Annotated in this window: 21 protein-coding genes; 10 read left to right on the forward strand and 11 right to left on the reverse strand. The window is 63.2% G+C overall.

The genetic code is table 11. The annotated features are described in order from the left end of the window. Positions 1-71 precede the first annotated feature (71 nt). From glyQ to SB753_RS19155, 5 genes are read left to right on the forward strand one after another with little or no spacing between them, the layout of a single operon-like run. Complete coding sequence (glyQ, locus tag SB753_RS19135) at positions 72-1,079, forward strand: glycine--tRNA ligase subunit alpha (RefSeq protein WP_084690169.1); 1,008 nt, start codon at positions 72-74, stop codon at positions 1,077-1,079. 15 nt (positions 1,080-1,094) lie between these two features. Beyond that, positions 1,095-3,197 (forward strand): glycine--tRNA ligase subunit beta, encoded by a 2,103-nt coding sequence (gene glyS / locus SB753_RS19140; RefSeq protein WP_410801320.1) that lies wholly within the window; start codon positions 1,095-1,097, stop codon positions 3,195-3,197. 10 nt (positions 3,198-3,207) lie between these two features. Next, on the forward strand, positions 3,208-3,762 hold the full coding sequence (gmhB, locus tag SB753_RS19145) for a D-glycero-beta-D-manno-heptose 1,7-bisphosphate 7-phosphatase (protein WP_027777871.1): 555 nt from the start codon (positions 3,208-3,210) through the stop codon (positions 3,760-3,762). 40 nt (positions 3,763-3,802) lie between these two features. After that, positions 3,803-4,561 (forward strand): lysophospholipid acyltransferase family protein, encoded by a 759-nt coding sequence (locus SB753_RS19150; RefSeq protein ID WP_410801322.1) that lies wholly within the window; start codon positions 3,803-3,805, stop codon positions 4,559-4,561. A gap of 44 nt (positions 4,562-4,605) precedes the next feature. Beyond that, entirely contained in the window at positions 4,606-5,493 is an 888-nt protein-coding gene (locus SB753_RS19155) for a M48 family metallopeptidase (RefSeq protein ID WP_408413402.1), read from the forward strand. Between the two features lie 75 nt (positions 5,494-5,568). Here the strand turns inward: SB753_RS19155 and SB753_RS19160 are convergent, their stop codons facing one another. The 3 genes from SB753_RS19160 to SB753_RS19170 form a co-directional block, all read right to left on the reverse strand. Further along, the gene (locus SB753_RS19160) at positions 5,569-5,967 is read right to left on the reverse strand and encodes a DUF4440 domain-containing protein (RefSeq protein WP_088173131.1); all 399 of its coding nucleotides are present in this window, start codon (positions 5,965-5,967) and stop codon (positions 5,569-5,571) included. Positions 5,968-6,007: 40 nt separating this feature from the next. Then, positions 6,008-6,394 (reverse strand): lactoylglutathione lyase, encoded by a 387-nt coding sequence (gene gloA, locus SB753_RS19165; protein WP_020069654.1) that lies wholly within the window; start codon positions 6,392-6,394, stop codon positions 6,008-6,010. Between the two features lie 122 nt (positions 6,395-6,516). Then, on the reverse strand, positions 6,517-7,629 hold the full coding sequence (locus SB753_RS19170) for a porin (protein ID WP_204522783.1): 1,113 nt from the start codon (positions 7,627-7,629) through the stop codon (positions 6,517-6,519). Positions 7,630-7,997: 368 nt separating this feature from the next. Between SB753_RS19170 and SB753_RS19175 the strand changes: the two genes are divergently transcribed. Next, complete coding sequence (locus SB753_RS19175; protein WP_410801325.1) at positions 7,998-8,924, forward strand: DMT family transporter; 927 nt, start codon at positions 7,998-8,000, stop codon at positions 8,922-8,924. A 115-nt stretch (positions 8,925-9,039) separates the two neighbouring features. Here SB753_RS19175 and rsmA read toward each other — a convergent pair whose 3' ends face one another. The 4 genes from rsmA to SB753_RS19195 form a co-directional block, all read right to left on the reverse strand. After that, positions 9,040-9,870: a 16S rRNA (adenine(1518)-N(6)/adenine(1519)-N(6))-dimethyltransferase RsmA gene (gene rsmA / locus SB753_RS19180; RefSeq protein WP_020069651.1), complete on the reverse strand. Its 831-nt coding sequence runs from the start codon at positions 9,868-9,870 to the stop codon at positions 9,040-9,042. Between the two features lie 68 nt (positions 9,871-9,938). After that, positions 9,939-10,949, reverse strand: coding sequence for a 4-hydroxythreonine-4-phosphate dehydrogenase PdxA (gene pdxA, locus SB753_RS19185; RefSeq protein WP_410801327.1), 1,011 nt, complete (start codon positions 10,947-10,949; stop codon positions 9,939-9,941). A 5-nt stretch (positions 10,950-10,954) separates the two neighbouring features. Further along, the gene (locus SB753_RS19190; RefSeq protein WP_020069649.1) at positions 10,955-12,319 is read right to left on the reverse strand and encodes a peptidylprolyl isomerase; all 1,365 of its coding nucleotides are present in this window, start codon (positions 12,317-12,319) and stop codon (positions 10,955-10,957) included. Between the two features lie 67 nt (positions 12,320-12,386). Next, positions 12,387-14,753 (reverse strand): LPS-assembly protein LptD, encoded by a 2,367-nt coding sequence (locus SB753_RS19195; protein ID WP_410801329.1) that lies wholly within the window; start codon positions 14,751-14,753, stop codon positions 12,387-12,389. A 221-nt stretch (positions 14,754-14,974) separates the two neighbouring features. Here SB753_RS19195 and SB753_RS19200 point away from each other — a divergent pair, with 221 nt between their 5' ends. Together SB753_RS19200 and murU are read left to right on the forward strand one after the other, a co-directional pair. Then, positions 14,975-16,087, forward strand: coding sequence for an aminoglycoside phosphotransferase family protein (locus tag SB753_RS19200; RefSeq protein WP_410801331.1), 1,113 nt, complete (start codon positions 14,975-14,977; stop codon positions 16,085-16,087). Positions 16,088-16,096: 9 nt separating this feature from the next. Beyond that, entirely contained in the window at positions 16,097-16,804 is a 708-nt protein-coding gene (murU, locus tag SB753_RS19205) for an N-acetylmuramate alpha-1-phosphate uridylyltransferase MurU (RefSeq protein ID WP_392392636.1), read from the forward strand. Positions 16,805-16,864: 60 nt separating this feature from the next. On the opposite strand, the gene SB753_RS19210 is transcribed toward murU, so the two are convergent. Further along, positions 16,865-18,754, reverse strand: a complete 1,890-nt coding sequence (locus tag SB753_RS19210) for an ABCB family ABC transporter ATP-binding protein/permease (protein WP_087750866.1) — start codon at positions 18,752-18,754, stop codon at positions 16,865-16,867. Positions 18,755-19,063: 309 nt separating this feature from the next. Here SB753_RS19210 and SB753_RS19215 point away from each other — a divergent pair, with 309 nt between their 5' ends. Further along, positions 19,064-19,459: an acyl-CoA thioesterase gene (locus tag SB753_RS19215; RefSeq protein WP_087750867.1), complete on the forward strand. Its 396-nt coding sequence runs from the start codon at positions 19,064-19,066 to the stop codon at positions 19,457-19,459. 102 nt (positions 19,460-19,561) lie between these two features. On the opposite strand, the gene SB753_RS19220 is transcribed toward SB753_RS19215, so the two are convergent. Further along, on the reverse strand, positions 19,562-20,482 hold the full coding sequence (locus SB753_RS19220; RefSeq protein ID WP_410801334.1) for a LysR substrate-binding domain-containing protein: 921 nt from the start codon (positions 20,480-20,482) through the stop codon (positions 19,562-19,564). Between the two features lie 158 nt (positions 20,483-20,640). On the opposite strand from SB753_RS19220, the gene SB753_RS19225 reads away from it, so the two are divergent. After that, positions 20,641-21,255, forward strand: a complete 615-nt coding sequence (locus SB753_RS19225; RefSeq protein WP_410801336.1) for a glutathione S-transferase — start codon at positions 20,641-20,643, stop codon at positions 21,253-21,255. A gap of 76 nt (positions 21,256-21,331) precedes the next feature. Here SB753_RS19225 and SB753_RS19230 read toward each other — a convergent pair whose 3' ends face one another. Together SB753_RS19230 and SB753_RS19235 are read right to left on the reverse strand one after the other, a co-directional pair. Beyond that, positions 21,332-24,442 carry an EAL domain-containing protein gene (locus SB753_RS19230; RefSeq protein WP_410801338.1) on the reverse strand — a complete coding sequence of 1,037 codons (3,111 nt, stop codon included), beginning with the start codon at positions 24,440-24,442 and terminating at the stop codon, positions 21,332-21,334. A 168-nt stretch (positions 24,443-24,610) separates the two neighbouring features. Then, positions 24,611-25,087: a nitrate reductase associated protein gene (locus SB753_RS19235; RefSeq protein ID WP_020069640.1), complete on the reverse strand. Its 477-nt coding sequence runs from the start codon at positions 25,085-25,087 to the stop codon at positions 24,611-24,613. Positions 25,088-25,159: the final 72 nt, after the last annotated feature.

Consider the following 25,159-nt stretch of genomic DNA (forward strand, 5'->3'; position numbering starts at 1 on the left):
AGCACTTCGCTCCACGGCCGCCTCGCGCGCTCACGCGCTCGCGGCGCGGCCTCATGCCCGAAAGGCACTTCATGCTCACGTTTCAGCAAATCATTCTGACACTGCAATCCTATTGGGATAAGCAGGGTTGCGCGTTGCTCCAACCGATCGACATGGAAGTCGGCGCGGGCACCTCGCACGTCCACACTTTCCTGCGCGCGGTCGGCCCGGAACCGTGGCGCGCCGCCTACGTGCAGCCGTCGCGCCGCCCGAAAGACGGCCGCTATGGCGAGAACCCGAACCGCCTGCAGCATTACTACCAGTATCAGGTGGTGCTGAAGCCGGCGCCGGAGAACATCCTCGATCTGTATCTCGGCTCGCTCGAAGCACTCGGCTTCGACCTGAAGCAGAACGACGTGCGCTTCGTCGAAGACGACTGGGAAAATCCCACGCTCGGCGCGTGGGGACTCGGCTGGGAAGTGTGGCTGAACGGCATGGAAGTGACCCAGTTCACTTATTTTCAGCAGGTCGGCGGCCTTGACTGCAAGCCGGTGCTCGGCGAAATCACGTACGGTCTCGAGCGCCTCGCGATGTATCTGCAAAAGGTCGAGAACGTCTACGACCTCGTCTGGACCGAGTGGGAGGAGCAAGGCCCGAACGGCCCGGAAACGCGCCGCCTCACTTATGGCGACGTGTACCACCAGAACGAAGTGGAACAGTCCACGTATAACTTCGAGCACGCGAACGTCGATCTTCTGTTCACGTTCTTCAACAGCTACGAAGCCGAAGCGAAGCGCATGATCGAAGCGCAGATCGCGCTGCCCGCCTATGAGCTCGTGCTGAAGGCCGGCCACACATTCAATCTGCTCGACGCGCGCGGCGCCATCTCGGTCACGGAGCGCGCGGCCTACATCGGCCGGATTCGCGCGCTGTCGCGCCTGGTCGCGCAGGCCTACTACGATTCACGCGAGAAGCTCGGTTTCCCGATGCTCGGCAATCCGGTGCACGCCGTGCCCGGCCTCACCACCGACGAGCAGGACGCCGCCATGCCCGCGTGGGCGCCGCCGCTGAAAGTCGAACGCAAGATCGACCCGGACTGACGAGAACATCAAGAAATGACTCAATCCCATCAAGCTACGCTGCTGGTCGAACTGCTGACCGAGGAACTGCCGCCGAAAGCGCTTGCCCGTCTCGGCGACGCCTTCGCGGAAGGTATTGCGGAGCGCCTCGCGGCGCGCGATCTGATCGAAGGCGAGCTGTCATTCGAGCGTTATGCGACGCCGCGCCGCCTCGCAGTCACAATCAAAAACGTGCGTACGGTTGCGCCGGAAAAGCATGTGCGCGAAAAGGTTCTACCGGTTTCCGTCGCGCTCGATAAAGACGGTCAGCCCACCGCGCCGCTCGCGAAAAAGCTCGCTGCGCTCGGCTTCCCCGACTTTTCAGTGAACGACCTGGAGCGCGCGCAGGACGGTAAGGCCGAAGCCTTCTTCCTGCGCTACGCCGCGCCGGGCGCCACGCTGGCAGAAGGCCTGCAGGCTGCGCTCGACGAAACGCTTGCCAAGCTGCCTATTCCCAAGGTCATGACCTACCAGCGCCCCGACGGCACGAACGTGCAGTTCGTGCGGCCGGCGCATCGCCTGACCGCGCTGCATGGCGAGCAGATCGTTCCGGTCAGTGCGCTCGGCATCGACGCTGACGACACCACGCTTGGTCATCGCTTCCTGTCCGAAGGCTTCGTGCAGATTCAGCACGCGGATTCATATGCCGACACGCTGATGCACAAAGGCCGTGTGGTACCGAACTTCGCCGACCGCAAGGAAACCATCCGCACGCATCTGCTTGCGCACGCTGACGGCGATCAGGTCGTGATGCCTGAATCGCTGCTGGACGAAGTGACGTCGCTGGTCGAATGGCCGGTGGTCTACGCATGCCGTTTCGAGGACGAATTCCTGCAAGTGCCGCAGGAATGTCTGATCCTCACCATGCAGACGAACCAGAAATACTTCGCGTTGACGGATGAGAACGGCAAGCTGCGCTCGCGCTTCCTGATCGTGTCGAACATCGAAACGTCCACGCCTGGCGATATCGTCGAAGGCAATGAGCGTGTGGTGCGCCCGCGTTTGGCCGACGCGAAATTCTTCTTCGAGCAGGACAAGAAGAAGCCGCTCGCCGACCGCGTGCCCTTGCTTGCGAACGTCGTGTATCACAACAAGCTCGGCTCGGCGCTGCAACGCGTGGAGCGTGTCGAATCGCTGGCCGGCGCGATCGCCGAACTGATCGGCGCGGACGTGGCGCTCGCCAGGCGCGCCGCGCGTCTGGCCAAGGCCGATCTGATCACCGACATGGTCGGCGAGTTCCCCGAGCTGCAAGGCACGATGGGCACCTACTACGCCCGCCACGACGGCGAGCCGGAAGAAGTCGCGCTCGCATGCTCGGAACATTATCAGCCGCGTTTTTCCGGCGACGCGTTGCCGGGCACGGCAACCGGCACGGTCGTCGCGCTGGCCGACAAGCTCGAAACGCTGGTCGGCATCTGGGGCATCGGTTTGCAACCCACCGGCGAGAAAGACCCGTTCGCGTTGCGCCGTCACGCGCTCGGCGTGCTGCGCATTCTGGTCGAGAAGCAACTGGCCGTGGACTTCGTCGAACTGCTGCGCACCGCTTACGCGCAATTTGCCGCAGTGCCGAACGTCGTCGATTCGACGCAAGCCATCTACGACTTCAGCATGGATCGTCTGCGTGGTTTGTTGCGCGAACGCGGTCACGCGCCGGGCGAAATCGACGCGGTGCTCGCGCTCAACCCGACGCGTCTCGACGATATCGTCGCGCGCCTCGATGCAGTACGCGAGTTCGCGGCATTGCCGGAAGCGGCATCGCTCGCGGCAGCCAACAAGCGCATCTCGAACATCCTGAAGAAGTCGGAAGGCGCGACCGCCACCGGCGGCGTGCAGGTCACGCTGCTCTTCGAACCGGCGGAAAAGGCCTTGCATGCGCAGCTGGAGCAGGTAGCGCCGCGCGTGCAGTCGCAACTCGCCGCACGCGATTACACGGGCGCGCTTACCGCGCTTGCCGCGTTGCGCGAACCGGTCGACACGTTCTTCAACGACGTGATGGTCAACGCTGAAGATCCGGCGCTGCGCGCGAATCGTCTGGCGTTGCTCGGCGCGCTGCATCAGCAGATGAATTGCGTCGCCGACATTTCCCGACTCGCCGCCTGAGCCGCACGCCATGCCGACCAAAAAAGTGGTGATCCTCGACCGCGACGGCGTGATCAACGCCGACTCCGACGCGTTCATCAAGTCGCCGGACGAGTGGGTCGCGTTGCCGGGCTCGCTCGAAGCGATTGCGCGTCTCAGCCAGGCGGGCTATCGCGTAGCGGTCGCAACGAACCAGTCGGGCATCGGCCGGGGCCTGTTCGACATGAACGCACTCAACGCAATGCATCTCAAGATGCATCGCATGGCGGCGTCCGTAGGCGGGCGCATCGACGCGGTGTTCTTCTGCCCGCACACGGCGGAAGACCACTGCGAATGTCGCAAGCCGAAGCCCGGCATGCTGAAGATGATCAACGAGCGTTTCGAGGTCGACCCGGAAAACACGCCGGTGGTCGGCGACGCGATGCGCGACCTGCAAGCGGGCGCGGCGCTCGGCCACCCGGTTCATCTGGTGCTCACGGGCAAAGGCCGCAAGACGCTCACGGCGGGCGGCCTGCCGGATGGCACCGTCGTCCACGACGACCTGCGAGCGTTCGCGCTCGACTTCCTCGCCGACGCTCAAGAGTGATGCGTACCACGCGAGTCCCCACCTCTTACTGACCACGCCGATGCGCTTCATTCGTTCTTTGCTGCTGCTGATTTACTTCATCGTGTTCACGGTGCCGTACGCGACCGCATGCTTCATTGCGTTCCCGTTCATGCGCGCCGATAGCCGCTACTGGATGGCGGCCGGCTGGTGCCGTGCAACGCTCAACGCGGTGCGCTGGCTCAACGGTATCCGCTACAAGATCGAGGGCATGGAGAACCTGCCCAACGGTCCGGCGGTGTTGTTGTCGAAGCATCAATCGGCATGGGAAACGCTGGCGTTTCCCGCCTTGATGCCTCGGCCGCTGTGCTACGTGTTCAAGCGCGAGTTGCTGTATATGCCGTTTTTCGGCTGGGCGCTCGGCCTCCTGAAGATGGTTCATATCGACCGTAAAGAAGGCAAGTACGCGTTCGAATCGGTGATCAGGCAAGGCAAGGCACGCATGGCGGAAGGCGCCTGGGTGATCATGTTTCCGGAAGGCACACGCACGCCGACTGGCAAGCAGGGCAAGTACAAAACCGGCGGTGCGCGTTTTGCGATTGCAACCGGCGCGCCGGTCGTGCCGATCGCTCACAACGCCGGACGCGTGTGGCCTCGCAACTCGTTTATCAAATATGCGGGTATAGTCACAGTGTCGATCGGCAAGCCGATCGAGACCACGGGGCTCACGCCCGACGAAGTGAACACGCGCGTCGAACAGTGGATCGAAGCTGAAATGCGTCGCATCGATCCTACTGCGTATCGCGCGGCGGGAAGCAGTTCCGCCGCCGCACCTATCTGACGCGCCCACGCCCTCGAAGGCGTACTTGCGCGAAGCCGAATCCGATGCAGAAGTCTCCTACGCCGCAGCCCGCTGCGGCGCTCGATAACCGGCAACTCGATCTCCCGCTCTTCGCAGAGCCGGGGTCGACTTCGTCGTCCCCTTCACCGTCCGCGCCTTCGGCAACGCCTCAGGGTCAGCAGCCCGCGGTGCCGCTTGCACCAGACGGCAGCAAGCTGCGCAGTCTCGTCATCGGGTCGCGCACGCTGCATTACGCGCTCAAGCGTTCGGCGCGCCGCTCGATCGGCTTCGCAATCGACAGCACCGGTCTAACGATCACTGCGCCGCGTTGGGTCACGCTCGCCGATATCGAAACCGCGATCACCGAAAAACAGCGCTGGATTTTCACGAAGCTGATCGAATGGCAAACGCGCGTCGAACAGCGCGCGTTGCCGAAGGTCGACTGGAAAGACGGCGCCGAGGTGCCCTATCTCGGGCAGCCGGTGCGCGTAACGCTCGGCTCGCCGCAAGGCACGCTCGCATTTAGCGCGACCGACTCCGCCTTGCAAGTGCCGCTGCCTCTGCAAGCGGACCCGCAGCAGATCAAGGACCGCGTGCAAGGCTGGTTGCAGAACGAAGCGAAGCGTGTGTTCGGCGAGCGCCTCGCCATTTACGCGGAGAAGCTGGGCGTCAACTATCGCGCGTATGCGCTTTCTTCAGCGGCCACGCGTTGGGGTAGTTGTTCGAGTGACGGCAAGATTCGCCTGAACTGGCGGCTGATTCACTTTCCGCTTTCCATCATCGATTACGTCGTCGCGCATGAGTTGGCGCATCTGCGGGAAATGAATCACAGCCCGCGCTTCTGGCAAACGGTCGAATCGATTTTTCCGGAATTCCGCGAAGCGCGGCAGACGCTGAAGTCGCATCCGCCGGAACTGCTGCCGACGCTCTAGAGCCGGCGTTTCTCGTGTTTTCCCGCAGCACGTGAATGGCCGACGCGGCATGGACAGTGATCAACGCCGCGCGACCTACTCCGTGCAAAACGTCTCGTGCAGATGACGCCACGTCACCTTGCCTTGCGCGTCGACGTCCATCACTGCGGTTGAGCGCCGCACGTTCGCATTGCCCGCATTGTCCCGCTGATACTCGCGATATTTCACGACCGCGCCAGTCGGATATTCGACGACGATCTCCCTGTCGCGAATGTCGATCTGCGAGCCTGGCCGCGCGCCGCGCAGCCTCGCGAACGTCTCGCGCAGCGCGGCGCGATCGAGCGCGGCGCCGGACGGCATGATCAACGTGAACTGCGGCGCGAAGCGCGCCATGATCCGTTCGAGCGCGAGGTCGTCCGCGGAACCGTCGAACAAGGCCTCGATTTCGACGTGGATCGCATCGAGTTCGTTGAAGTAGGGATTGTTGTTGTTCATGACGTGATCGAATGAGACCTCGGCTCGCAGGCGCCGGCGCTTATTTTTTCTTCTGGATGAACTCGATCTTGTAGCCGTCCGGATCGGTGACGAACGCAATGACGGTGGTGCCGTGTTTCATCGGCCCCGCTTCGCGCACAACCGTGCCGCCTTGCGCCTTGATTTTGTCGCATGCGGCATAGGCGTCTTCCACCTCGACGGCGAGATGCCCGAAGCCGTTGCCGAGGTCATAGGCCGGCGTGTCCCAGTTGTGCGTCAACTCGATGACAGTGCCGTCGCGCTCGTCCGTGTAGCCGACGAACGCCAGCGTGAATTTGCCGTCCGGATAATCTTCGCGGCGCAGTAACTTCATGCCGAGCAGTTCGGTGTAGAACGCGATCGAACGGTCCAGGTCGCCGACCCGGAGCATGGTGTGAAGCAGGCGCATCGTGTACTCCCTGTTGCTTGATGTCGAGACCGTAAATGTACCCGGAATCGACCGTCGTTGCAGGGACGCCGGCGCTCAGCGGGCGGCGTGGAGCGCGCGCCGCGCCGCCTTGTACCCATATGTCAGAACTGATGCCGCAGCCCCGCCATCAAGCCGATTTGCGAGCCTTTTTGCGCGAGCCCGACGCCATTCACGCCTTGCAGTTGCGCGCCGATCAGATCGCCGCGATACAGCGAATAATCGCCTTCCACATACACATCAGTGCGCTTTGACAGGTTGTAGTCCGCGACGAGCTGATATTGCCATGCCGAACCGTCTTTGGCCGCGGTCTTGCCGTCCTGCAGCGTGCGCCAGACGTTGGCCGCGAGGTGCCAGGCGTCGCCCACCTGCTGCGTGATACCGCCCATGAACATGCGTCGTCGCGAAAAGTCCGTGTATTTCAGCGCGGTCAGCGCGGCAGCCGTAAACGGTCCGTTCGCGAAAGTTGAGAAACCGGCGTCGGCCCGATTGACGATGTAACCCAGCGCAAAGCGCGTTTTGTTCCACGTGTACGAGCCGCCGAATGTCCACGCTTTGGCCGAGGCTCCGTTGACCGAGTCTTTCGACTCCTCGTATGCGCCGCCGACGGTGAATGGTCCTCCCGGGGGCGCATAAGCGGCCGCCGCGCCGATCTGGCTGCCGTACGAATTGCCGGCGTTGCCGCCGAACGCGTAGCCCGCCGCGAAGCTCAAGCCGTTGTACTTTGCCTGGTACTGCACCTGATTACTGGTCCAGATGCCGCCCGTCATCGTCACCTCGGGCTGAAAGCTGAAGTCGTAAGGAATCCACGGATTGCTGCCGTAACCGCCTACCGTGATGCCCTCGATCATCACGTTGTACTGACGGCCCAAAATGACCTGCCCGTAGGAAGTGGAGCGCACACCGACCTGCGCTTCGTTGAAGAACGGCAAGGTCGGATCGCTCTGTCCACTGTTGATGTACAGGCGATTTTCGAGTTTGAAGAAGGTAGACCACCCGCCGCCAAGGTCCTCGACGCCTTTCAGCCCCCAGCGGCTTTGCGTCATGCCGCCCGTGCCCAGCCCGAGAGAAGAGTCGCCCGCTTTGTTGGCATGCGTCAGGTAGCGCACGCTCTCGTCGACCACGCCGTAAAGCGTCACGCTCGATTGAGCTTGCGCAACTGGACAACCGAACGATACCAACGCCACGACCGCCGCGCCTCTGCTGAGGGTCTTCATGCCGTTTCCTCGTACAGGCTCCGCTTTGCGCGGATGGAGTTTGTCTGCTCACGCGACGCATCGCCCGGTGGCCGGCTTCTTACTGAAGCGACTGAAGCTGCTGAAGCCCGATTCCGCGACGCAGCGCGTACGAAAGTACCGACAGAACATGTCGTCGAACCTTAGCGCGAAATCAGGATGGTAAGAAATAGATGTTGCGCGAGGTGTTGCGCGGGAGTTGCGCAGGCGTCCCGGAATTCGCAAATGACTTGCGACTTGTCGGAAGCACGCGTAGGCGGTGGGGTCATCGAATGGACGCGCGAGCGGGTTTGGTATCGTACGCGCTGCGCCGGACAACCCCGTCCTGCCCTTTTCGTCACCACAACGCCATGAGCACCACTGCCCTTCCCACGCGACGCACCCCCGACGGCTTCGCCATCCTGCTGATGGTCGGCTTGTGCGCGATCTGGGGATTCCAGCAAGTGGCGATCAAAAGCGCCAACGCCGCGTTGCCACCGCTTTTCCAGGCGGGCTTGCGTTCGGCGATCGCCACGCTGCTGGTCTGGGGCTGGGCGCGCTCGCGCGGCACGCCGCTTTTCCGCGACGACGGCACGCTGAGCGCTGGTCTGCTGGCGGGCGTCCTGTTCGCTGCCGAGTTCGTGTGCATCTTCCTCGGACTCACACTCACGAGTGCGTCGCGCATGGCGGTTTTTCTGTACACCGCACCTTGCTTTACGGCGTTGGGCTTGCACTGGTTCGTCGATGGCGAGCGGATGCGGCGCATTCAATGGCTCGGCATTTTCGTGGCTTTTGCCGGCATCACGCTGGCTTTCGCGGATGGCTTCCTGCATGGCGCAACGGCGCGCAGCGCGTCGCTGGCCGCTGTAGCCGGCGACGCACTCGGCGTGCTCGCAGGCATTGCCTGGGCGGCGACGACCGTCGTGGTGCGCGCGACGCGGCTTGCGCACTCCAGCGCAAGCAAGACGCTCTTCTATCAACTGGCGGTATCCGCCGTGGTGCTGCTTGTGCTGGCGCTTGCGTTCGGCGAGGCACACGTGGACACGGTTACGCCGTTGGCGATCGCGAGCCTCGCGTATCAGGCGGTGGTGGTCGCGTTCGTCAGCTATCTGGTGTGGTTCTGGCTGCTCACGCGCTATGTCGCCTCGCGCCTGTCGGTGTTCTCGTTTCTCACACCGATGTTCGGGGTCACCTTCGGAGTGCTGCTGCTCGGCGAGTCATTCAGCTTGCGGTTTCTGATGGCCGCAGCACTCGTGCTGACCGGCATCGCGCTGGTCAATGCGCCGGGAAAGCGCTGAACGGCTCGAGCTTTCGTCCGTAACCATTGCGCCTGAACTCCCGGCTCAACGGCTCGGAACTCCTGCCGACGCTTCAGCCCACGAACCCCAGCGCTCTACCCCCCGCGCCCACCGCTTAACGCTTACCCGCCACGATCTGTGCGACGCGCACGTATTCGGCCACCGGCACGTCTTCGGCGCGGCGCTGCAGGTCGAAGCCAATGGCGTCGAAATCGACGGTATCGCGCAACGCAGCCAACGTATTGCGCAACATCTTGCGACGCTGGGAGAAAGCCGCCGTCACCACTTCGCCGAGTACGCGCTGGTCCACGGGCGTGAGTTCGTGCGGCGCATACGGGATCATTCGCACAATTGCCGAATCGACTTTGGGCGGCGGCTGGAATGCCTCGGGCGGCACGTCCAGCTGCTTGTCGATGACGTAGCGGTATTGCAGCATCACCGAGAGACGGCTGAAGGCCTTGGTGCCTGGCTCGGCCACCATCCGCTCGACCACTTCGTTCTGCAGCATGAAGTGCTGGTCGATCACACGGTGCGCAAACGCAGTGAGATGAAACAGCAGCGGGCTCGAAATGTTGTACGGCAAGTTGCCGACAATACGTAGCGACGGCTCGTCGCCCGGCGCGGCGAGCGAGCCGAAGTCGAACGCGAGTGCGTCGCCGGCGTGCAGCTGGAGCAGCTCGCCGAACTTGTTCTTCAGACGCCCGATCAGATCGCGGTCAAGCTCGACCGCGTGCAAGGGCGCCTCGGGCGTCGCGAGACGCTCGATCAACGGTTCAGTCAATGCGCCGAGCCCCGGCCCGATTTCGACCATGCGCTGGCCGCGCTGCGGCCCGATCACATCGACGATCGAATCGATCACGCCCATGTCGACCAGGAAGTTCTGCCCGAAACGCTTGCGCGCGATATGGCCTTGGTGCCGGCCCTGCTGCTGTCTGCTGGTGGACATCGAAGAAACGCTAAAGAAAGAAAACTGCCTGGAAATGATTACGCGCGAGGCGCCGATGCGACGTTGAATCAGCCCGCGCGGCGATGTTGCGCCATGAGAACGGCCGTGTCGATGGCGGCGATCAGGCTGCCCGCGTCGGCGCGGCCCGTGCCGGCGAGATCAAGCGCGGTACCGTGATCGACCGACGTGCGGATGATCGGCAAGCCCAGCGTGACGTTAATGCCTTCGCCGAACGTCGCGTACTTGAGCACCGGCAAGCCCTGATCGTGGAACATCGCGAGCACGCAGTCGGCCTCGTCCAGATAACGCGGCTGAAACAGCGTGTCCGCCGGATACGGGCCGCGCGCGTCGATGCCTTCACCGTTCGCGAGCTTGAGCGCCGGCGAGATCACGTCGATTTCCTCGCGACCAAGATAACCGTTCTCGCCGGCATGGGGGTTCAATCCCGTGACGAGAATGCGCGGCGCAGGCAACCCGAAATGATGCCGCAAATCGTGATCGATAATACGCAGCGTTTCGACGATGCCCTCCACCGAAAGCGCGGAGGAAACGTCCTTCAGCGGCAGATGCGTGGTGGCGAGCGCAACCCGCAACGGACGCTCGCCGGTGCCCGCCAGCATCATCACCACGCGCGGCGTGCGCGTGCGCTCGGCGAGATACTCGGTGTGGCCGGTGAACGGCACGCCCGCGTCGTTGATGGTGCTCTTTTGCAGCGGCGCGGTAACGATCGCGTCGAATGTGCCGGCCATTGCGCCGTCGATCGCGCTATCCAGCAGATCCAGCACGTAGCGTCCATTGGCCGCGTTGAGCTTGCCCGCGACAGCCGGCGCGCCGAGCGGCCGGTGCTGCATCTGAATGTGCGACGCGTCGGCCACGAGCGCCGGCCAATCTACGCCGACTGAGCGCGCCCGTTCGGCGACAAGAGCCGCATCGCCCAGCACGGTGAACCGCGCGCCGGGCCAGTGTGCCGCCGCGCCCGCAAGCGCCTGCGCGGTCAGCTCGGGACCGACGCCGGCGGGTTCGCCCGTCGTGATCGCGATCTGCAACGGCAAGCTGGCTGACGGGGCGGCGGAATTCATGAGGTTTATTGAACGCGAGACAGGTCGGGCTTTACTTCGACGTAGGCGGTGTCGCGCAGTTCGCGCAGCCAGTCGGCGTAAGCCTGCTCCGCCTTGCGCTGACCGATGGCCTGGCGCGCAAGATCCATTTGCTGCGCGATGGAGCCTTCAGACTCGCGGCGTTCCAGCACCTGAATCAGGTGATAGCCGTATTCGCTGCGCACCGGGTCGCTGATCTGACCGTCCTGCAAGGTGTTCATCGCGCGCTCGAATTCGGGCACCGTCTCGCCCGGGCTGATCCAGCCCAGGTCGCCGCCTTGCGACGACGAACCGTCTTGCGAATACGTGTGAGCGAACTTCGCGAAGTCGCCGCCCGCAGCGATTTCCTTCTTGATTTCGAGCAGCTTCTGGCGCGCTTGCGGCTCGGACATGCCGTCGCCCACGCGCAGCAGGATGTGCCGCACGTGCGTTTGCACGAGCTTCGGCGCGTCCGAACTCGTGCCCTGACCGCTGCGACGGTCGACAAGGCGCACGACTTCAAAGCCGTCGTTGGTGCGGATCACTTCCGGATTGACCTGCCCCGGACGCAACGCCGAGGCGGCCTTGACGAATTCCGGCGGCAGCTTCGACGGCGCGGCGAAACCCATGTCGCCGCCCTTCGATGCGTCCGGCGCCTGCGAATTCGATTTCGCGAGCTTCTCGAAGTTGGCGCCGCCCTTGGCTTCGGCGAGCAATGCCTCGGCCTTCTTCTGGGCCGCTTCGATATCCGTTTGCGGCGCGTTCAGCGGCGCCTTCAGCAGGATATGCTGCATGTGCAGGTCGCTCGTCGCGCCGGCATTCGGGCCGCGCTGACTGGCGATGTAGTTCGCGACTTCAGCGTCCGACACCGTGACCTTGCTGTCCACTTCCTTTTCACGCAGACGCGAAAGCGTGAGCTCGGTGCGCGCGTCGCTCGTGAACGTGGCCCAAGGCACGCCTTGCGCCTCGATCCGCGAACGGTACACGTCGAGCGACAGGTTGTTCGCCTGCGCAAGACGCTCGAGCGTTTTCTGCACCGCTGCGTCGTCGATATTGATGCCGTCTTCTTTCGCCTTCTGCAACTGGATGCGCTCCAGCACCATCTGGTTGAGCACCTGCTGACGCAACTGATCGGCCGGCGGAATCGGGGCGTTCTGCTGGCTCAGACGCCGGGTAATCAGGCCCACGCGCTCTTCGAGCTCGCGCCGTGTGATGACACCGTTGTTGACCACTGCGGCGATCGTGTCGACGGTCTGGCCGCCGCGGTTGCCGCCCAGCGCCTGCGCCTGTACCGGCGCAACCGACAGGAAAGACGCCGCGGCGGCAAGACCTGCCGCGAGCGTTGCCAAGCGAAGCTTTTTCATGATTGCCACAGATACTCCAATGATGTCGGGCACGCCTGGCCCGTCTTTTCGCATTCGATGAACGACCGGGCGAGCGTCATTCGTAATTGATGAACCGCGACTCGGGCGGCGGCGGAGGCGGCAGCGGCGTGTAGCCCGCCACGCTGCTGCGGAACGCGGAAATCAGCCCGTTGTCGACGCTCGACAAGCCCTTGAACGTCAACTGCGCGAGAAAACGCGTGCTCGACTGATGCTGCCCCGACGTATTCAGGCCGTTTGCGTAGCGCTGGATACCGGCGCCGAGCGTCCAGCAGTCCGCGTCGTATTGCAAGCCCACGAGCCCGTCGACGATCCGATGCCCCCCCAGATCGTAATTGAACCGCCCGACCCCGAATACCCGATGCGTGAGCGGCCATTGCCCCGACACCAGCACCTGATTGATAGGCTGATTCTCCAGCGTGGTGTTCGCACGCGTGTAGCGATACCCGACGTTGAGCACCTTGCCGGTCGCCGGACTGAACCCGAAACCGACGCTCGTCTTGACCAGCTGATTGTTGTCGGCATTATATTGGAACGCGGTTTCCGACGCGAAACCAGCCCCGAGCTTGAGCGACGCGCCCACGATCAGGTCCGAATGCGTGGCTTGCGTGCTCGTCTGATTCGGGAGCAGCGTGACACGCTGATCCTGGAAGTAGTACTGCTGCGCGATCACGAAACGCGCGCGTTCGTCGCCCGTTGCGGGGTTGATGAAGCGCGTGGTGATGGCCGCGGTCAGACGGTTCGCGTCCGCAATGCGGTCGTTGCCGACGAAGGTGTTCGGCGTGAAGATTTCCGCGAGCCCGAAGTCCGATTCGGCGGTGTCGAAGAGCGGCGCCGACTCCTGATTGCGATACGGCGTGTACACGTAGTACAGACGCGGCTCGAGCGTCTGGATGTAATCCTCGCCGAAGAGCCGGACCGAACGGTCGAAAATGAGCCCCGTGTCGAAGCTCAGCGTCGGGATTGATTCAGTGAAATTCTTCGGCGTCCCGACCGGCACGTCGCCGCTGATGTTGCGCAGGTTATACGACGCGAAATGCCATTGCACCTTCGGCGTGACGAAGTAGCCGGGCCCGACGACCGAGTACGAAATGTACGGGTTGAACAGCACCCGCTGACCTTCGGTCATGTCCGCGGTCGTAATGCGGAAGTTCGTGTAGTCAGCTTCGGCGCCGAAGTCGAACCCACCCACGTTGTACTTCGAGTACTTCACGTTCAACTGCGGCTCGCGGCCATACGGCGCGACCGACGGCGTCAGCGTCTGCCAGTGCTGCTCGCGTGCGAGCACCGACCACGGGCCGTTGTTATACGTCAACCCGGCTTCCTGTTGATACAGGAGCTGGGTGCCGTTCATGAACTGATTGACCGACGACGACAGGTCTTCCGGATACGTGTTGTCCGAAACCTTGTTGTAGTAGATGTAGCCGCCGAACCCGTTGCCGAAGTTCTGGTTGTGCTGGATGTACAGCGCGTAGCGGTTCGTCTTGGTCAGCCGGTCGTCCGGCAGGAACTCGCCGGAGATCGACCCGGAATACGTAGGCGAAAGATAGCGGAACGTGCTCTGCAACTGCACACCGCGCTTCGAAATGATGCGCGGCGTAACCGTCAGATCGCGATTTGGCGCGATGTTGAAGTAATACGGCACCGACAGTTCGAAGCCGTTCGTCGAACTGAGCGAAAACGTGGGCGGCAGGATACCGCTGCGCCGCTCGCCGGACAGCGGAAACGACAGCCACGGCGACGCGAAAACCGGCACGCCCTGGAAGAACAGCACGCCGTTGTGGGCCACGCCCTCGTCGGCGCCGGTGTCGAAGTCGAATTCGCTGCCCTTGATGTACCAAGCCGGATCGTCCGCGCACGCGCAGGCGGTGTAAGTACCCTTGGTGAACACCGAGCGCTCGTTATCGAGCAGGTCGACGCGCTCCGCACTGCCCGAACCGCCCGTTACGTTGAAGTGGTACTTCGGCGCGGTCATGAAGCCTTCGCTCGAATCCACGCGCATGTGCGCTTCCGGTCCGGCGAACGTGGTGCCGTTGTTGTTCATGCGGACCTGGCCGTATGCGTCGGCCATGTCCGTGTCCTGATCGTAATGCAGCGCGTCGGCCTTGATCACGACAGTATTGCGGCGCACTTCAGCCGAGCCCTTGACGGCCACGTCCTGATCGGTCGTGCCGTTGGTCGAATCGCCGAGGACGAACGTGGCCGGCTTCTGCCCCGGCTGAAGCACATGATCTTCGAGTTGCGGGGCGAGCTGCATGCCCCAGGGCGGGTCGATGGGCTGCGGCTGCGCGGCCTCGCCCGCCAGTTGGGCGTGAGCGAGCGCGGGCATGAGACCCGGAACGGCGATCAACGCCGCGACGAGCCGCCTTTTGCGCGGCACCGCGGCACAAGAGGGAATCGTTTGGGAAAGCTGTCTAGGCGGCATGTATCGTTTGGCGAATCGGCCCGTCCGTCAGCTTCTGCAGTCACGATCCACCGCCTGCACACCACGACCGTGACAGTCGGCTGCACATCAATATTTACAATCTTCGAACGGTGAGGCGGGCGGTAAAGCGGAATACGCGAAAGCTGGCGTGAGTCGCGTCAAAAAAGTCGTGGGGTATTATATGGCAAGACGTTGCCCCCCTGAATTTGCCGCCGGTTTTCATGACGCTGCCCCCTTCCCAAGACTTCACACACCACTCCGCCGACCGCCGCCTCGAACTGCTCGAGGCCTGGCTGCAAAGCCACGCGGCGCGCTATTCGCTCGATCTGGGCACGCTCGCGCCGGCTTCGTCCGACGCCAGTTTTCGCCGCTATTTCCGGCTCGCCGGTAAGGCGGCGCAAGGAGAAAGCGCCGGCACGCTGATCGCGGTCGACGCCCCTCCGCCCGAAAAGTGCCGGGAATTCGTGCAGGTCGCGCATCTGCTCGGCGACGCTGGCGTGCACGTGCCGCGCGTGCTGGAGGCCGACTTCGACGCCGGGTTCATGCTCGTCACCGACCTGGGCACCGAGTCGTACCTCGGCGCACTCACCGCCGCGCAAAACGACAACGACCCGCGCCGCGCCCGCACATTGATGCGCGACGCAATCGACGCGCTGATCCGCTGGCAGCTCACGTCGCGCGAAGACGCGCTGCCGCCGTTCGACGAAGCCTTCCTGCGCCGCGAGATGGAGTTGATGCCCGAGTGGTTCATCGGCCGGCACCTTGGCCGCGAGGTGGACGACAACACCCGCGGCCTGCTCGACCGCACGTTCGCATTGCTGATAGCGAGCGCGCGGGCGCAGCCGCAAGCGTTCATGCTGCGCGATTTCATGCCGCGCAATCTGATGGTCTGCGCCGCGCCGAACGCGGCGAGCGAAGCGAGTCCCAAGGCCAATCCCGGCGTGCTCGACTTCCAGGACGCGGTGTACGGCCCCATTACCTACGACGTCGCGTCGTTGCTGCGCGACGCGTTCCTCAGTTGGGACGAGGAGTTCGAGCTCGATTGCTTCGTGTATTACTGGGAGCGCGCAAAGAAAGCCGGCTTGCCCGTCGATCCCGATTTTGGAGAGTTCTACCGCCAGATCGAGTGGATGGGACTGCAACGGCATATCAAGGTGCTGGGTCTGTTCTGCCGCATCAATTACCGCGACAGCAAACCGCACTACATGAAAGATCTGCCGCGCTTCATCGGCTATGCGCGCAAGGTGGCCGAGCGTTATGCGCCGCTGCGTCCGTTCGCGAAGCTGCTCGACGATCTCGAAGGCCGCTCGAACGAAGTCGGCTACACGTTCTGACCCAACACAATGTCTCTGAAGAAAGCGATGATTTTCGCCGCGGGCCGCGGCGAGCGCATGCGTCCGTTGACCGACGCGTGCCCCAAGCCTTTGCTCGAAGTAGGCGGCAAACCGCTGATCGTGTGGCAGATCGAGCGGCTCGCCCGCTCGGGCTTCGAGACGATTGTCATCAATCACGCCTGGCTCGGCGAGCAGATCGAAGCCGCGCTCGGCGACGGTTCGCGCTGGCACGTGCAGTTGCGTTATTCGCCCGAGCAGGAAGCGCTCGAGACGGCGGGCGGCATTGTCAACGCGCTGCCGCTTATCGAGGATAACGGCGTGAGCGAGGTGTTCCTCGCTGTAAGCGGCGACGTGTACGCGGATTTCGACTATCGCGCATTGAATGCGCATGCGCAGGCAATGAAGTCGCTGGCGGAGCCGGGCATGCATCTGGTGATGGTGCCCAATCCGGCGTTTCATCCGAACGGCGACTTTGCGCTCACGGACGGCGTGTTGTCGCTCGACGCCGACCCGCGCTTCACGTTCGGCAATATCGGGCTCTACGACACGCGCATGTTCCGCGATCTCCCGCGCGGTACGCGGCGTGCACTCAAGCCGTACTACCGCGAGACGATCGCGCGCGGTCTCGCCACTGGCGAGCTATACGAAGGCCTGTGGGAAAACGTCGGAACGCCGGCGCAGCTTCAGGCGCTGAATCAGCGGTTGGTCGAGCGCTGAGCGACGCCGAGCGAGAGCGCGCTTCAGCCGCGCGGCGCCCTACGCGCGCCGCCAGCCGCTTCACGCCTCGCCATTGCCCGCCCCCACAATCTCCGCCGACTCCGGGGCTTCGGCCGCGCGTTGCTGCTGCAACGCCCACATCTGAGCGAACAGGCCATTCGCGCGCAACAGTTCGGCGTGCGTGCCGCGCTCGACAATGCGCCCCTTGTCCATCACGATGATCTGCTGTGCGTGTACCACCGTCGAAAGCCGGTGCGCGATGATGAGCGTCGTACGTTCGCGTGCGATCTGATCGAGCTCGTGCTGGATGGCGCGCTCTGAACGCGAGTCGAGCGCCGACGTGGCTTCGTCGAACAACAGGATCGGCGGGTTCTTCAGGATGGTCCGCGCGATCGCGACACGCTGCTTCTCGCCGCCCGAGAGCTTCAGCCCACGTTCGCCGACGGGCGTGTCATATCCTTTCGGCAGTCCTTCGATGAACTCATGAATGTGCGCGGCGCGCGCCGCCGCGATCACTTCGTCGCGCGTCGCGGACGGCCGTCCATAGGCGATGTTGTAGTAGATCGAATCGTTGAACAGCACCGTGTCCTGCGGCACGATGCCGATCGAAGCACGCAGCGAAGCCTGCGCCACGTCACGAATGTCCTGACCGTCGATGGTAATTGCGCCGCCCGTCGCGCGGTCCAGGTCGTAGAAGCGGAACATGAGCCGCGCGAGCGTCGACTTGCCCGAGCCGCTATGGCCGACCACCGCCGTGGTGGTGCCAGCTGGAATCGTAAAGCTCACGTCGTGCAGAATCTGTCGCGCCGGCTCGTATGAGAAGTTCACCCGGTCAAAGCGGACTTGCGCGCCGCTCACTTGCAACGCGGGCGCGTCGGGAAGGTCCGGCACTTCCTGCGCGGCCCCGAGGAGCGTGAACATGCGGTCCATGTCGGTGAGGCTTTGCTTCAGTTCCCGATAGACCACGCCAAGAAAATTCAACGGAATATAAAGCTGCAGCATGAACGTGTTGATCAGCACGAGATCGCCGAGCGTGAGGCGTCCGGCCATCACGCCTTCGGTCGCGCGCCACAGAATGAACACGAGCCCCGTGCCGATAATCGCCTGCTGTCCAAAATTCAGCGCCGACAGCGAACGCTGCGACTTGATCGCAGCCGTGCGATAGCGCTTCAGATTTTCGTCGTAGCGGCTCGCTTCCCACTCTTCATTGCCGAAATATTTGACGGTCTCATAGTTCAGCAGCGAGTCGATTGCGCGCGAGTTCGCTTTCGAATCGAGTTCGTTCATCGTGCGGCGAAAATGCGTGCGCCACTCGGTCACCTTCACCGTGAACACGATGTACACCGCAAGAGCCACGAACGTGACCACCGCGTAATACGCCTCGTATTTGACGACGAAAAACCCGAGCACGAGCCCGACTTCGACCAGCGTCGGCAGAATGCTGTACAGCGAATAAGAGATGAGCTGCGTGATGCCGCGCGTGCCGCGTTCGATGTCGCGCGACATGCCGCCCGTCTGCCGGTCCAGATGAAAGCGCAACGACAAGCCATGCAGATGCCGGAACACCTTGAGCGCAAGCTGCCGCACCGCGCTTTCTGTCACTTTCGAAAACAGGATTTCCCGCAATTCGGTGAAGAGCGAAGTAGAAAGCCGGACCACCGCATACGCGACCACCAGCAGGCCGACGCCGCCGAGCAGCACGATGCCCGGCGAATCGTGCGCGCGGCCGAGTGCGGTCAGATGCTGCACCGACGCGAGGCTGTCGACGATACGCTTCATCACGATCGGCACACCAAGATTGGCAATCTTCGCGCCGATCAGGCAACTGAGCGCGAAGATCACGCGCCACTTGTAGGTCGCAAGGTAAGGCAGCAGCGACAGGATGGTCTGCCAGTCGTTGCGCGGTTGGGTGGAAATGGGCGAGGGTTCTGACGGAAGCGAGCGGCGCATGGATTTGGCTGGGGAGGAGGTGGAAATGCCGGAGTTCACAGCGGTACGCCGGCCATTGTGTGCACGTGGCACCTCGCCTGGCGGCGCAACCTCGCTGGGCGCTTTCCCGTACAATTCCTGATCTTCCTATTGTCGCAGAAGCCGGCCGGCGCCGCTTTTCGTGGGCTATCCGGGCATTCGGTCGAAGGTTGACCGAGCGGGCGTGCCGTCTGGCGATGTCCGCAGCTTGCGTGGAGCGGTTGCCGCGTAGTCCACCTGCTGGGCCGGCTGACAGAGCCAAACAGATCAACACGCGTTTCCAGGGTACCAATGACCGATATTCTCCAACTCCCGCAAAAGCCATGCGCACTGCGCGTCATGCCGCAACCGTCGGACGCGAACGTTCACGGCGACGTGTTCGGCGGCTGGATCATGGCGCAAGTGGACATTGCCGGTTCGATTCCGGCGAGCCGCCGCGCGAATGGACGTGTCGCGACCATCGCGGTCAACTCGTTCGTGTTCAAGCAACCAGTGTTCGTCGGCGATCTGCTGAGCTTTTACGCGGACATCGTCAAGACGGGCAATACGTCGGTCACCGTTTCCGTCGAGGTCTACGCGCAACGTATGAGCCTCACAGAAGATCTCGTGAAGGTAACCGAGGCGATCCTTACCTACGTCGCTACCGACAGCGACCGCCGTCCGCGCGCGCTGCCCGCACTCGATTGAACTCGACCGGGTTCATTGAGACACTGCATGCCGGCGCTCAATAGCGCATGTATCGCGCACGTATGGCGCACGTATTGCGCAATCACGAACCGGCACCCGCCGCTATTGAGACGCCAGCGCACCATCGGCGCGCAGATATGCGTCGACTTGTCCTTCTATCCACTGCGCAAAATGCGCCTGCTGGGCAGTGAGCGTTTCGCGTTGCTGCCACACGAGCCAGTACGGGTAGCGATAAGGCACGCGAATCGACGTGATCTGCACCAGTTCGCCCCGGCTCAGCGCATGCGAGACGAGACTGCGCCGCTCCAGGGCGACACCTTGGCCCAGCAACACCGCGCTGATCACCACGTTCGAGTCGTTCGCGGACAACACCATGCGCGCGGCAACCGGCTGCGCGACCTTCGCCGCTTCGCACCAGTCGCCCCACGGCGCGTCGGGGCTCGAAATCAGCGGACACGCGACCACGTCTTCGGCGGTGACGGGAAAGCGCCCGTCCGGCCCGAGCCCGAAATGCGGTGCCGCGACCACGACCATTTCATCGTCGAATAGCTTTTGCTGCGCGACGTCGGGCCAATGGCCCTGCCCCATACGAATGGCGATATCGCTCACGCCGTGGCGCAAGTCTTCGAGTTGCAAGCCGGTGGCAAGACGCACGCGATAGTACGGATGCGCTTCACGAAAGTTCTGCAGACGCGGCACGAGCCAATGCTGCGCGAACGACGGCAACGTCGCGATCACCAGTTCGCTGTCATGCGGACGAGCCTGCGCGCGTCGCGTGGCCTGTGTAATGTCGCGGAGCGCCGCGCGTATATCGAGTGCGTAGAGGCGGCCTTCTTCGGTTGGGCGCAACCCGCGCGCCTCGCGTACGAAAAGCGCGACGCCCATTACATCTTCGAGCACCTTGATCTGCTGGCTCACCGCCGAATGCGTGACATGCAATTCGCGCGCGGCCTGGGTGACGCCGCCCAGCCGGGCGACGGCCTCAAAGCAGCGCAGAGCGGTCAAAGGCGGGATCGGTTTCATGTAAGAGATTCTGACGTAAACCGTCGATTAATTTCGCTTTTTCTGCCGCTCGGAGATGCTTAATCTATTGCCCTGACGCGCGCCATACTGCACCGGCGGCCACATGCACGCCACCGCGAGCGCCCGCGCATCGCGATAGAACTTCTAACGGGAGCAATATGAAACTGATCGGAATGCTGGACTCGCCTTACGTGCGCCGGGTGGCTATCTGCATGAAGATGCTGAAGCTGGATTTCGAACACGCGCCCATTTCCGTGTTCAGTACCTACGACCAGTTCGCGGCCATCAACCCGGTGGTCAAGGCGCCGACGCTCGTCGCCGACAACGGCAAGACGGTGATGGATTCGACGGTCATCCTTCAATATCTCGCGTCGCTCGCCGGTTCCGGGCAGCGGCTATTTCCGTCCAGTCCCGACGACTGCCTGCGCGCCGCGCGCCTGACGGGCCTCTCGCTCGCCGCGTGCGACAAGACGGTGCAGATCGTCTACGAACGCAATCTGCGGCCGGTGGACAAGCAGCACGAGCCGTGGATGGAGCGGGTGCGCGGGCAGATGCTCGCCGCGTATGCCGAACTCGAACAGGAAGCCGCGGCCGCGCCGTTGCCAACCGAGGCGGAGCGCCTCGGCGCGGCGGAAGTGACGCTCGCGGTCGCGTGGAACTTCACTCAGGCAATGCTGCCGCAGATCGTGCGCGCCAGTGCGCATCCGCATTTGCAGGCATTTTCGGCTGCGGCGGAGCAGTTGCCGGTTTTCGCGAGCACGCCGGCAGTGTGAGGTCGGCGGCGTTAACGCGGGCGTAGGTGTATCGCGACCGATCCAGCAGCAGCGACCGCCCGCGCCGCCGCCGCATTCAAACCAGCGCGAGTTCGCGCGCCGCGCCGCCTTGCATCAAGTCGTAAATTGCCTCGGTGGACAAAGGCTTCGCGAAGTAGAAGCCTTGCATCTCGTCGCAAGCACGCTCCTTCAGGAAGTCGAGTTGTGCCGACGTTTCGACGCCTTCGGCTATCACCTGCAGCTTCAGCGAATGAGCGAGCGCGATGATGGCCGAGGTAATCGTCTCGTCGTCGCCGGATATGCCGATGTCGGATACGAACGAGCGGTCGATCTTCAGCCGGTCCACTGGGAAACGCTTCAGGTAGCTGAGGCTCGAATAACCCGTGCCGAAGTCGTCGATGGCAAGGCCAATGCCGAGCGCGTGCAGCTCGTTGAGCATGGACACCGCTTCTTCGGCGTTGCGCATGATCGCGCTCTCGGTCAGTTCCAGTTCGAGGTATTGCGGCTCGAGGCCGGTCTCGTCGAGCACCTGCATGACGAGTTTTGCAATATCGCGCTGCTGGAACACACGCGCCGACAGGTTGACCGACACACGCGCCGGCGGCAAGCCGAGGTCTTGCCAGGCCTTGTTTTGACGGCACGCCTCGCGCAGCACCCACTCGGACAGCGGGCCGATGAGACCGCTTTCCTCGGCAACCGGAATGAACGACGACGGCGGCACGAGCCCCACTTCAGGATCGCTCCAACGCACCAGCGCCTCGGTACCGACGATCTGTCCGCTGTCGATATCGACCTGCGGCTGATAGTGCAGCAGGAATTCGTTGTCGCGCAGCGCGCGGCGCAAGCGCCTTTCGAGATTCAGACGCGCGCCCGCGCTCGCGTTCATCTCCGGCTGATAGAACTGGAACGTGTTGCGGCCCATGTCCTTCGCGCGATACATCGCGAGGTCCGCCTTTTTCATCAGCGTTTCGGCGTCGTCGCCGTCTTGCGGGAAAAGACTCGCGCCCATGCTGCACCCGACGTACAGTTCCGTGCCGTCGAGCCAGACCGGTTCCGAAATCGAAGCACGCACGCGCTCCATCCACGCAATCAGCGATTGTTCGTCCACAGTGTCCGTCATCACGATCACGAACTCGTCGCCGCCGTGACGCGCGACGGTATCGCTCGTGCGAGTGCAGCGCGCGAGCCGCTCCGCCACGACGCCGAGCAGCCGATCGCCGACGCTGTGGCCCAGGCTGTCGTTGACGTTCTTGAAACCGTCGAGGTCCATGAACACCACGGCCACGCCCTTGTGCTGACGCTGCGCGACGATCAGCGCATGCTGCAGACGGTCGCGCAGCAGATTGCGGTTGGGCAGGCGCGTGAGGCTGTCGTAGTTGGCCTGATATTCGAGCTGTTCCTGATAGCGCATCAGGTCGGTGACGTCGTTGATCACGCCGATGTGATGCGTAATCACGCCTTCCGCGTTCGGCACGGGCGCAATGAACAACTGATTCCAGAACAGCGCGCCGTCCTTGCGATAGTTGCGCACCACCGCGCTCACTTCGCGATTCGCGGCGAGCGCCTTGCGGATCGACGCAACGCCCTCCTGCTCGCGATCGTCGCGTTGCAAGACCCGGCAATCGTGGCCGATCACCTCGGCGGGATCGTAGCCTGTGATCCGCATGAACGCAGGATTCACGTATTCGATCAGATTGCCCGACGGCGAGGGCGCCGTAATCAGAATTGCGTTGACGCTCGCGTCGAGCGCGCGGCTTTGCAGACGCAGCGCGAGATCGGCGCGCTTGCGCTCCGTGATGTCGGTGTATGAGCCGAGCACGCCGATCACGCGGCCTTCGCCGTCGGTGAACGGCAGCTTGCTCGTCACCGTCGTACGATGCACGCCGTCGATCACCATGTCGACCTCGAAGTTCATCTTCGGCACGCCGGTGTCGATCACTTCCTTGTCGTGCGCGCTCAGCAGTTCGGCGAAGGCGCGCCACGGCATGTCGGCGTCGCTCTTGCCTACCACCTGCTCTGGATACGAGAGCCCGCCGTCGCGCGCGAACGCCATGTTGCAGCCCAGATAGCGTGACTCCAGATCTTTCCAGAAAATGCGCTGCGGAATGTTGTCGATCACCGCTTCGAGCATCTGATTGGAACGCTGCGCCTCGGCTTCGGCGTTGATCTGTTCGGTGACGTCGTCGGCGAGAACGAAAAACGCGGCGCGTCCCATGAAATTCAGCGCGTGATACGAGATGTCCGCGCTGATAGTCGAGCCGTCCTTGCGCCGGTGATGCCAGATGCCCGCCATCGTGCGGCCGTGCTGCACGCTGTCGGCGCGCTGCAGATGCGACTCGAGGCGCGCGATCTCCACATTCGGCCGGATCGCGCGAATCGTCATGTCGAGAAACTCGGCCTCCGAATAGCCGTACTGCTGAATCGCCGCAGAATTGACAGCGAGAAAGCGCAGCGTCTCGCGGTCGAAGATATACATGGGCACCGGATGATCGTCGAACAGACTGCGAAAACGCTCGTCGTTGCGGCCAAGCGCCCGCGCGCTGTGCAGTTTCTTGCGCGCACTGCTTTCGCGCATACCGAAAGTAAAAATGAGGAGCGCACTGCCCGCGATCATGGTCACGACCAACATGAACATGGCGTGCTTCGCCCGCTTCGCCGAAGCCGCGAGCGACTCTTTGAACGCGCGGTTTTCGGCGTCACGCAGCGCGGCGAGGCCCGCTTCGACACGTTGCAGCCCGAGCCCGACATGCATATACGACGCCGCCGCCCATGCGCGTGACGCTGCCGGCTCGGCGGCATCGCGGCCCAGCAGCGCATCGTCGATGTCGCGTTGCAGCGCGCGGCTGTCGGCGTCGACCTGCGCCAGCGTGGCGAGCATGGCCGGCTCATCGGCGAGCTCGTCGCGCAACTCGCGCTGGAGACTGGCGAGCGTAGCGCTCATCGTCGCGGCGGCGTTTCCCGGCGACGGTTCAGCGGACGCTTCGAATCGGGCGAGCGCGGCGAGACCGGCGTCGAGCGCCGTCTGGTAGGCGTCGAGACTCTGGCGAACATGCGTCGAATGCAGCATGCGGGCGTCGGCATCGCGCTGCCCGCCGATCTGCAAATACGCGACGAACACGTTTGCGCCGAGCGCGGCGGCTACGACCGCGATATTGATCAGCAGCCGCTTCGAGATGAAATGGGTCATGGGTTCCGAACGTCGATCGTTCTTCAGGCGGGAGCGCGAGGCCGCTTCCGATGCGTCCGGCCGCATCGATGCGAGTCTTTTACGCGCCAACCCATGGATAACGGCAGCGTTCGGAACAGGTTGAGGGTTGGAGTGAAAAAAATTTCGGTGGCGCCTAGCCGGCCGCACCTAGCCGGCCGCTCCAAATTCCTTCATCGCCGGGATGAAGTCGTGGTTGATCTCCTGCTTGCGCGAAAGCTTGGCCAGCACGTAGCGCTTGAACGGATCGAGCTGCGCCCACAGCGCGGCGCTCGGCGCCGCCAGGCCGGCCTGTTTCGCCTGACGCAGTACGCTCTCGGGCACGCCGTCCGTGTTGCGCCAGGCTGGCGCCTCGTCAGGCGTGAACCACTCCGGTTCGACGTTCGCGTGAGTGCGCAGCATTTCGAACAGCGCGTGATCGAAGTTCGGCTCGATCTCCGCGTCCTCCTCGACGGGAAAACGTGCGAGCAGCTTGCGGTCTTCGAGCGGCAGCATTTGCCACTGCGCGAGCGAAATGCGCAGGCCGAAACGATCGAGATTGAAGCGAACCGACATCGGGATGTAAGTGAAATTCTCCGACGACTTCACCTCGAAGTTGAACAGCAGCGGTGCCTCGTTGAGTCCCATGACAGTGTTCCTCATTGTTGACGGGCAACGCACAAGCCCGGCTTGAGGTATTTTAGAACCTTATTCGCACAC

This window comes from Paraburkholderia sp. SIMBA_053 (assembly GCF_046534895.1).
Taxonomy (GTDB): domain Bacteria; phylum Pseudomonadota; class Gammaproteobacteria; order Burkholderiales; family Burkholderiaceae; genus Paraburkholderia; species Paraburkholderia caledonica.

Excerpts from the sequence above, each read along its gene's own strand:
- glyQ (WP_084690169.1), top strand. The coding sequence starts at position 72 with ATGCTCACGTTTCAGCAAATCATTCTGACACTGCAATCCTATTGGGAT.
- glyS (WP_410801320.1), top strand. The coding sequence starts at position 1,095 with ATGACTCAATCCCATCAAGCTACGCTGCTGGTCGAACTGCTGACCGAG.
- gmhB (WP_027777871.1), top strand. The coding sequence starts at position 3,208 with ATGCCGACCAAAAAAGTGGTGATCCTCGACCGCGACGGCGTGATCAAC.
- SB753_RS19150 (WP_410801322.1), top strand. The coding sequence starts at position 3,803 with ATGCGCTTCATTCGTTCTTTGCTGCTGCTGATTTACTTCATCGTGTTC.
- SB753_RS19155 (WP_408413402.1), top strand. The coding sequence starts at position 4,606 with ATGCAGAAGTCTCCTACGCCGCAGCCCGCTGCGGCGCTCGATAACCGG.
- SB753_RS19160 (WP_088173131.1), bottom strand. The coding sequence starts at position 5,967 with ATGAACAACAACAATCCCTACTTCAACGAACTCGATGCGATCCACGTC.
- gloA (WP_020069654.1), bottom strand. The coding sequence starts at position 6,394 with ATGCGCCTGCTTCACACCATGCTCCGGGTCGGCGACCTGGACCGTTCG.
- SB753_RS19170 (WP_204522783.1), bottom strand. The coding sequence starts at position 7,629 with ATGAAGACCCTCAGCAGAGGCGCGGCGGTCGTGGCGTTGGTATCGTTC.
- SB753_RS19175 (WP_410801325.1), top strand. The coding sequence starts at position 7,998 with ATGAGCACCACTGCCCTTCCCACGCGACGCACCCCCGACGGCTTCGCC.
- rsmA (WP_020069651.1), bottom strand. The coding sequence starts at position 9,870 with ATGTCCACCAGCAGACAGCAGCAGGGCCGGCACCAAGGCCATATCGCG.
- pdxA (WP_410801327.1), bottom strand. The coding sequence starts at position 10,949 with ATGAATTCCGCCGCCCCGTCAGCCAGCTTGCCGTTGCAGATCGCGATC.
- SB753_RS19195 (WP_410801329.1), bottom strand. The coding sequence starts at position 14,753 with ATGCCGCCTAGACAGCTTTCCCAAACGATTCCCTCTTGTGCCGCGGTG.
- SB753_RS19200 (WP_410801331.1), top strand. The coding sequence starts at position 14,975 with ATGACGCTGCCCCCTTCCCAAGACTTCACACACCACTCCGCCGACCGC.
- murU (WP_392392636.1), top strand. The coding sequence starts at position 16,097 with ATGTCTCTGAAGAAAGCGATGATTTTCGCCGCGGGCCGCGGCGAGCGC.
- SB753_RS19210 (WP_087750866.1), bottom strand. The coding sequence starts at position 18,754 with ATGCGCCGCTCGCTTCCGTCAGAACCCTCGCCCATTTCCACCCAACCG.
- SB753_RS19215 (WP_087750867.1), top strand. The coding sequence starts at position 19,064 with ATGACCGATATTCTCCAACTCCCGCAAAAGCCATGCGCACTGCGCGTC.
- SB753_RS19220 (WP_410801334.1), bottom strand. The coding sequence starts at position 20,482 with ATGAAACCGATCCCGCCTTTGACCGCTCTGCGCTGCTTTGAGGCCGTC.
- SB753_RS19225 (WP_410801336.1), top strand. The coding sequence starts at position 20,641 with ATGAAACTGATCGGAATGCTGGACTCGCCTTACGTGCGCCGGGTGGCT.
- SB753_RS19230 (WP_410801338.1), bottom strand. The coding sequence starts at position 24,442 with ATGACCCATTTCATCTCGAAGCGGCTGCTGATCAATATCGCGGTCGTA.
- SB753_RS19235 (WP_020069640.1), bottom strand. The coding sequence starts at position 25,087 with ATGGGACTCAACGAGGCACCGCTGCTGTTCAACTTCGAGGTGAAGTCG.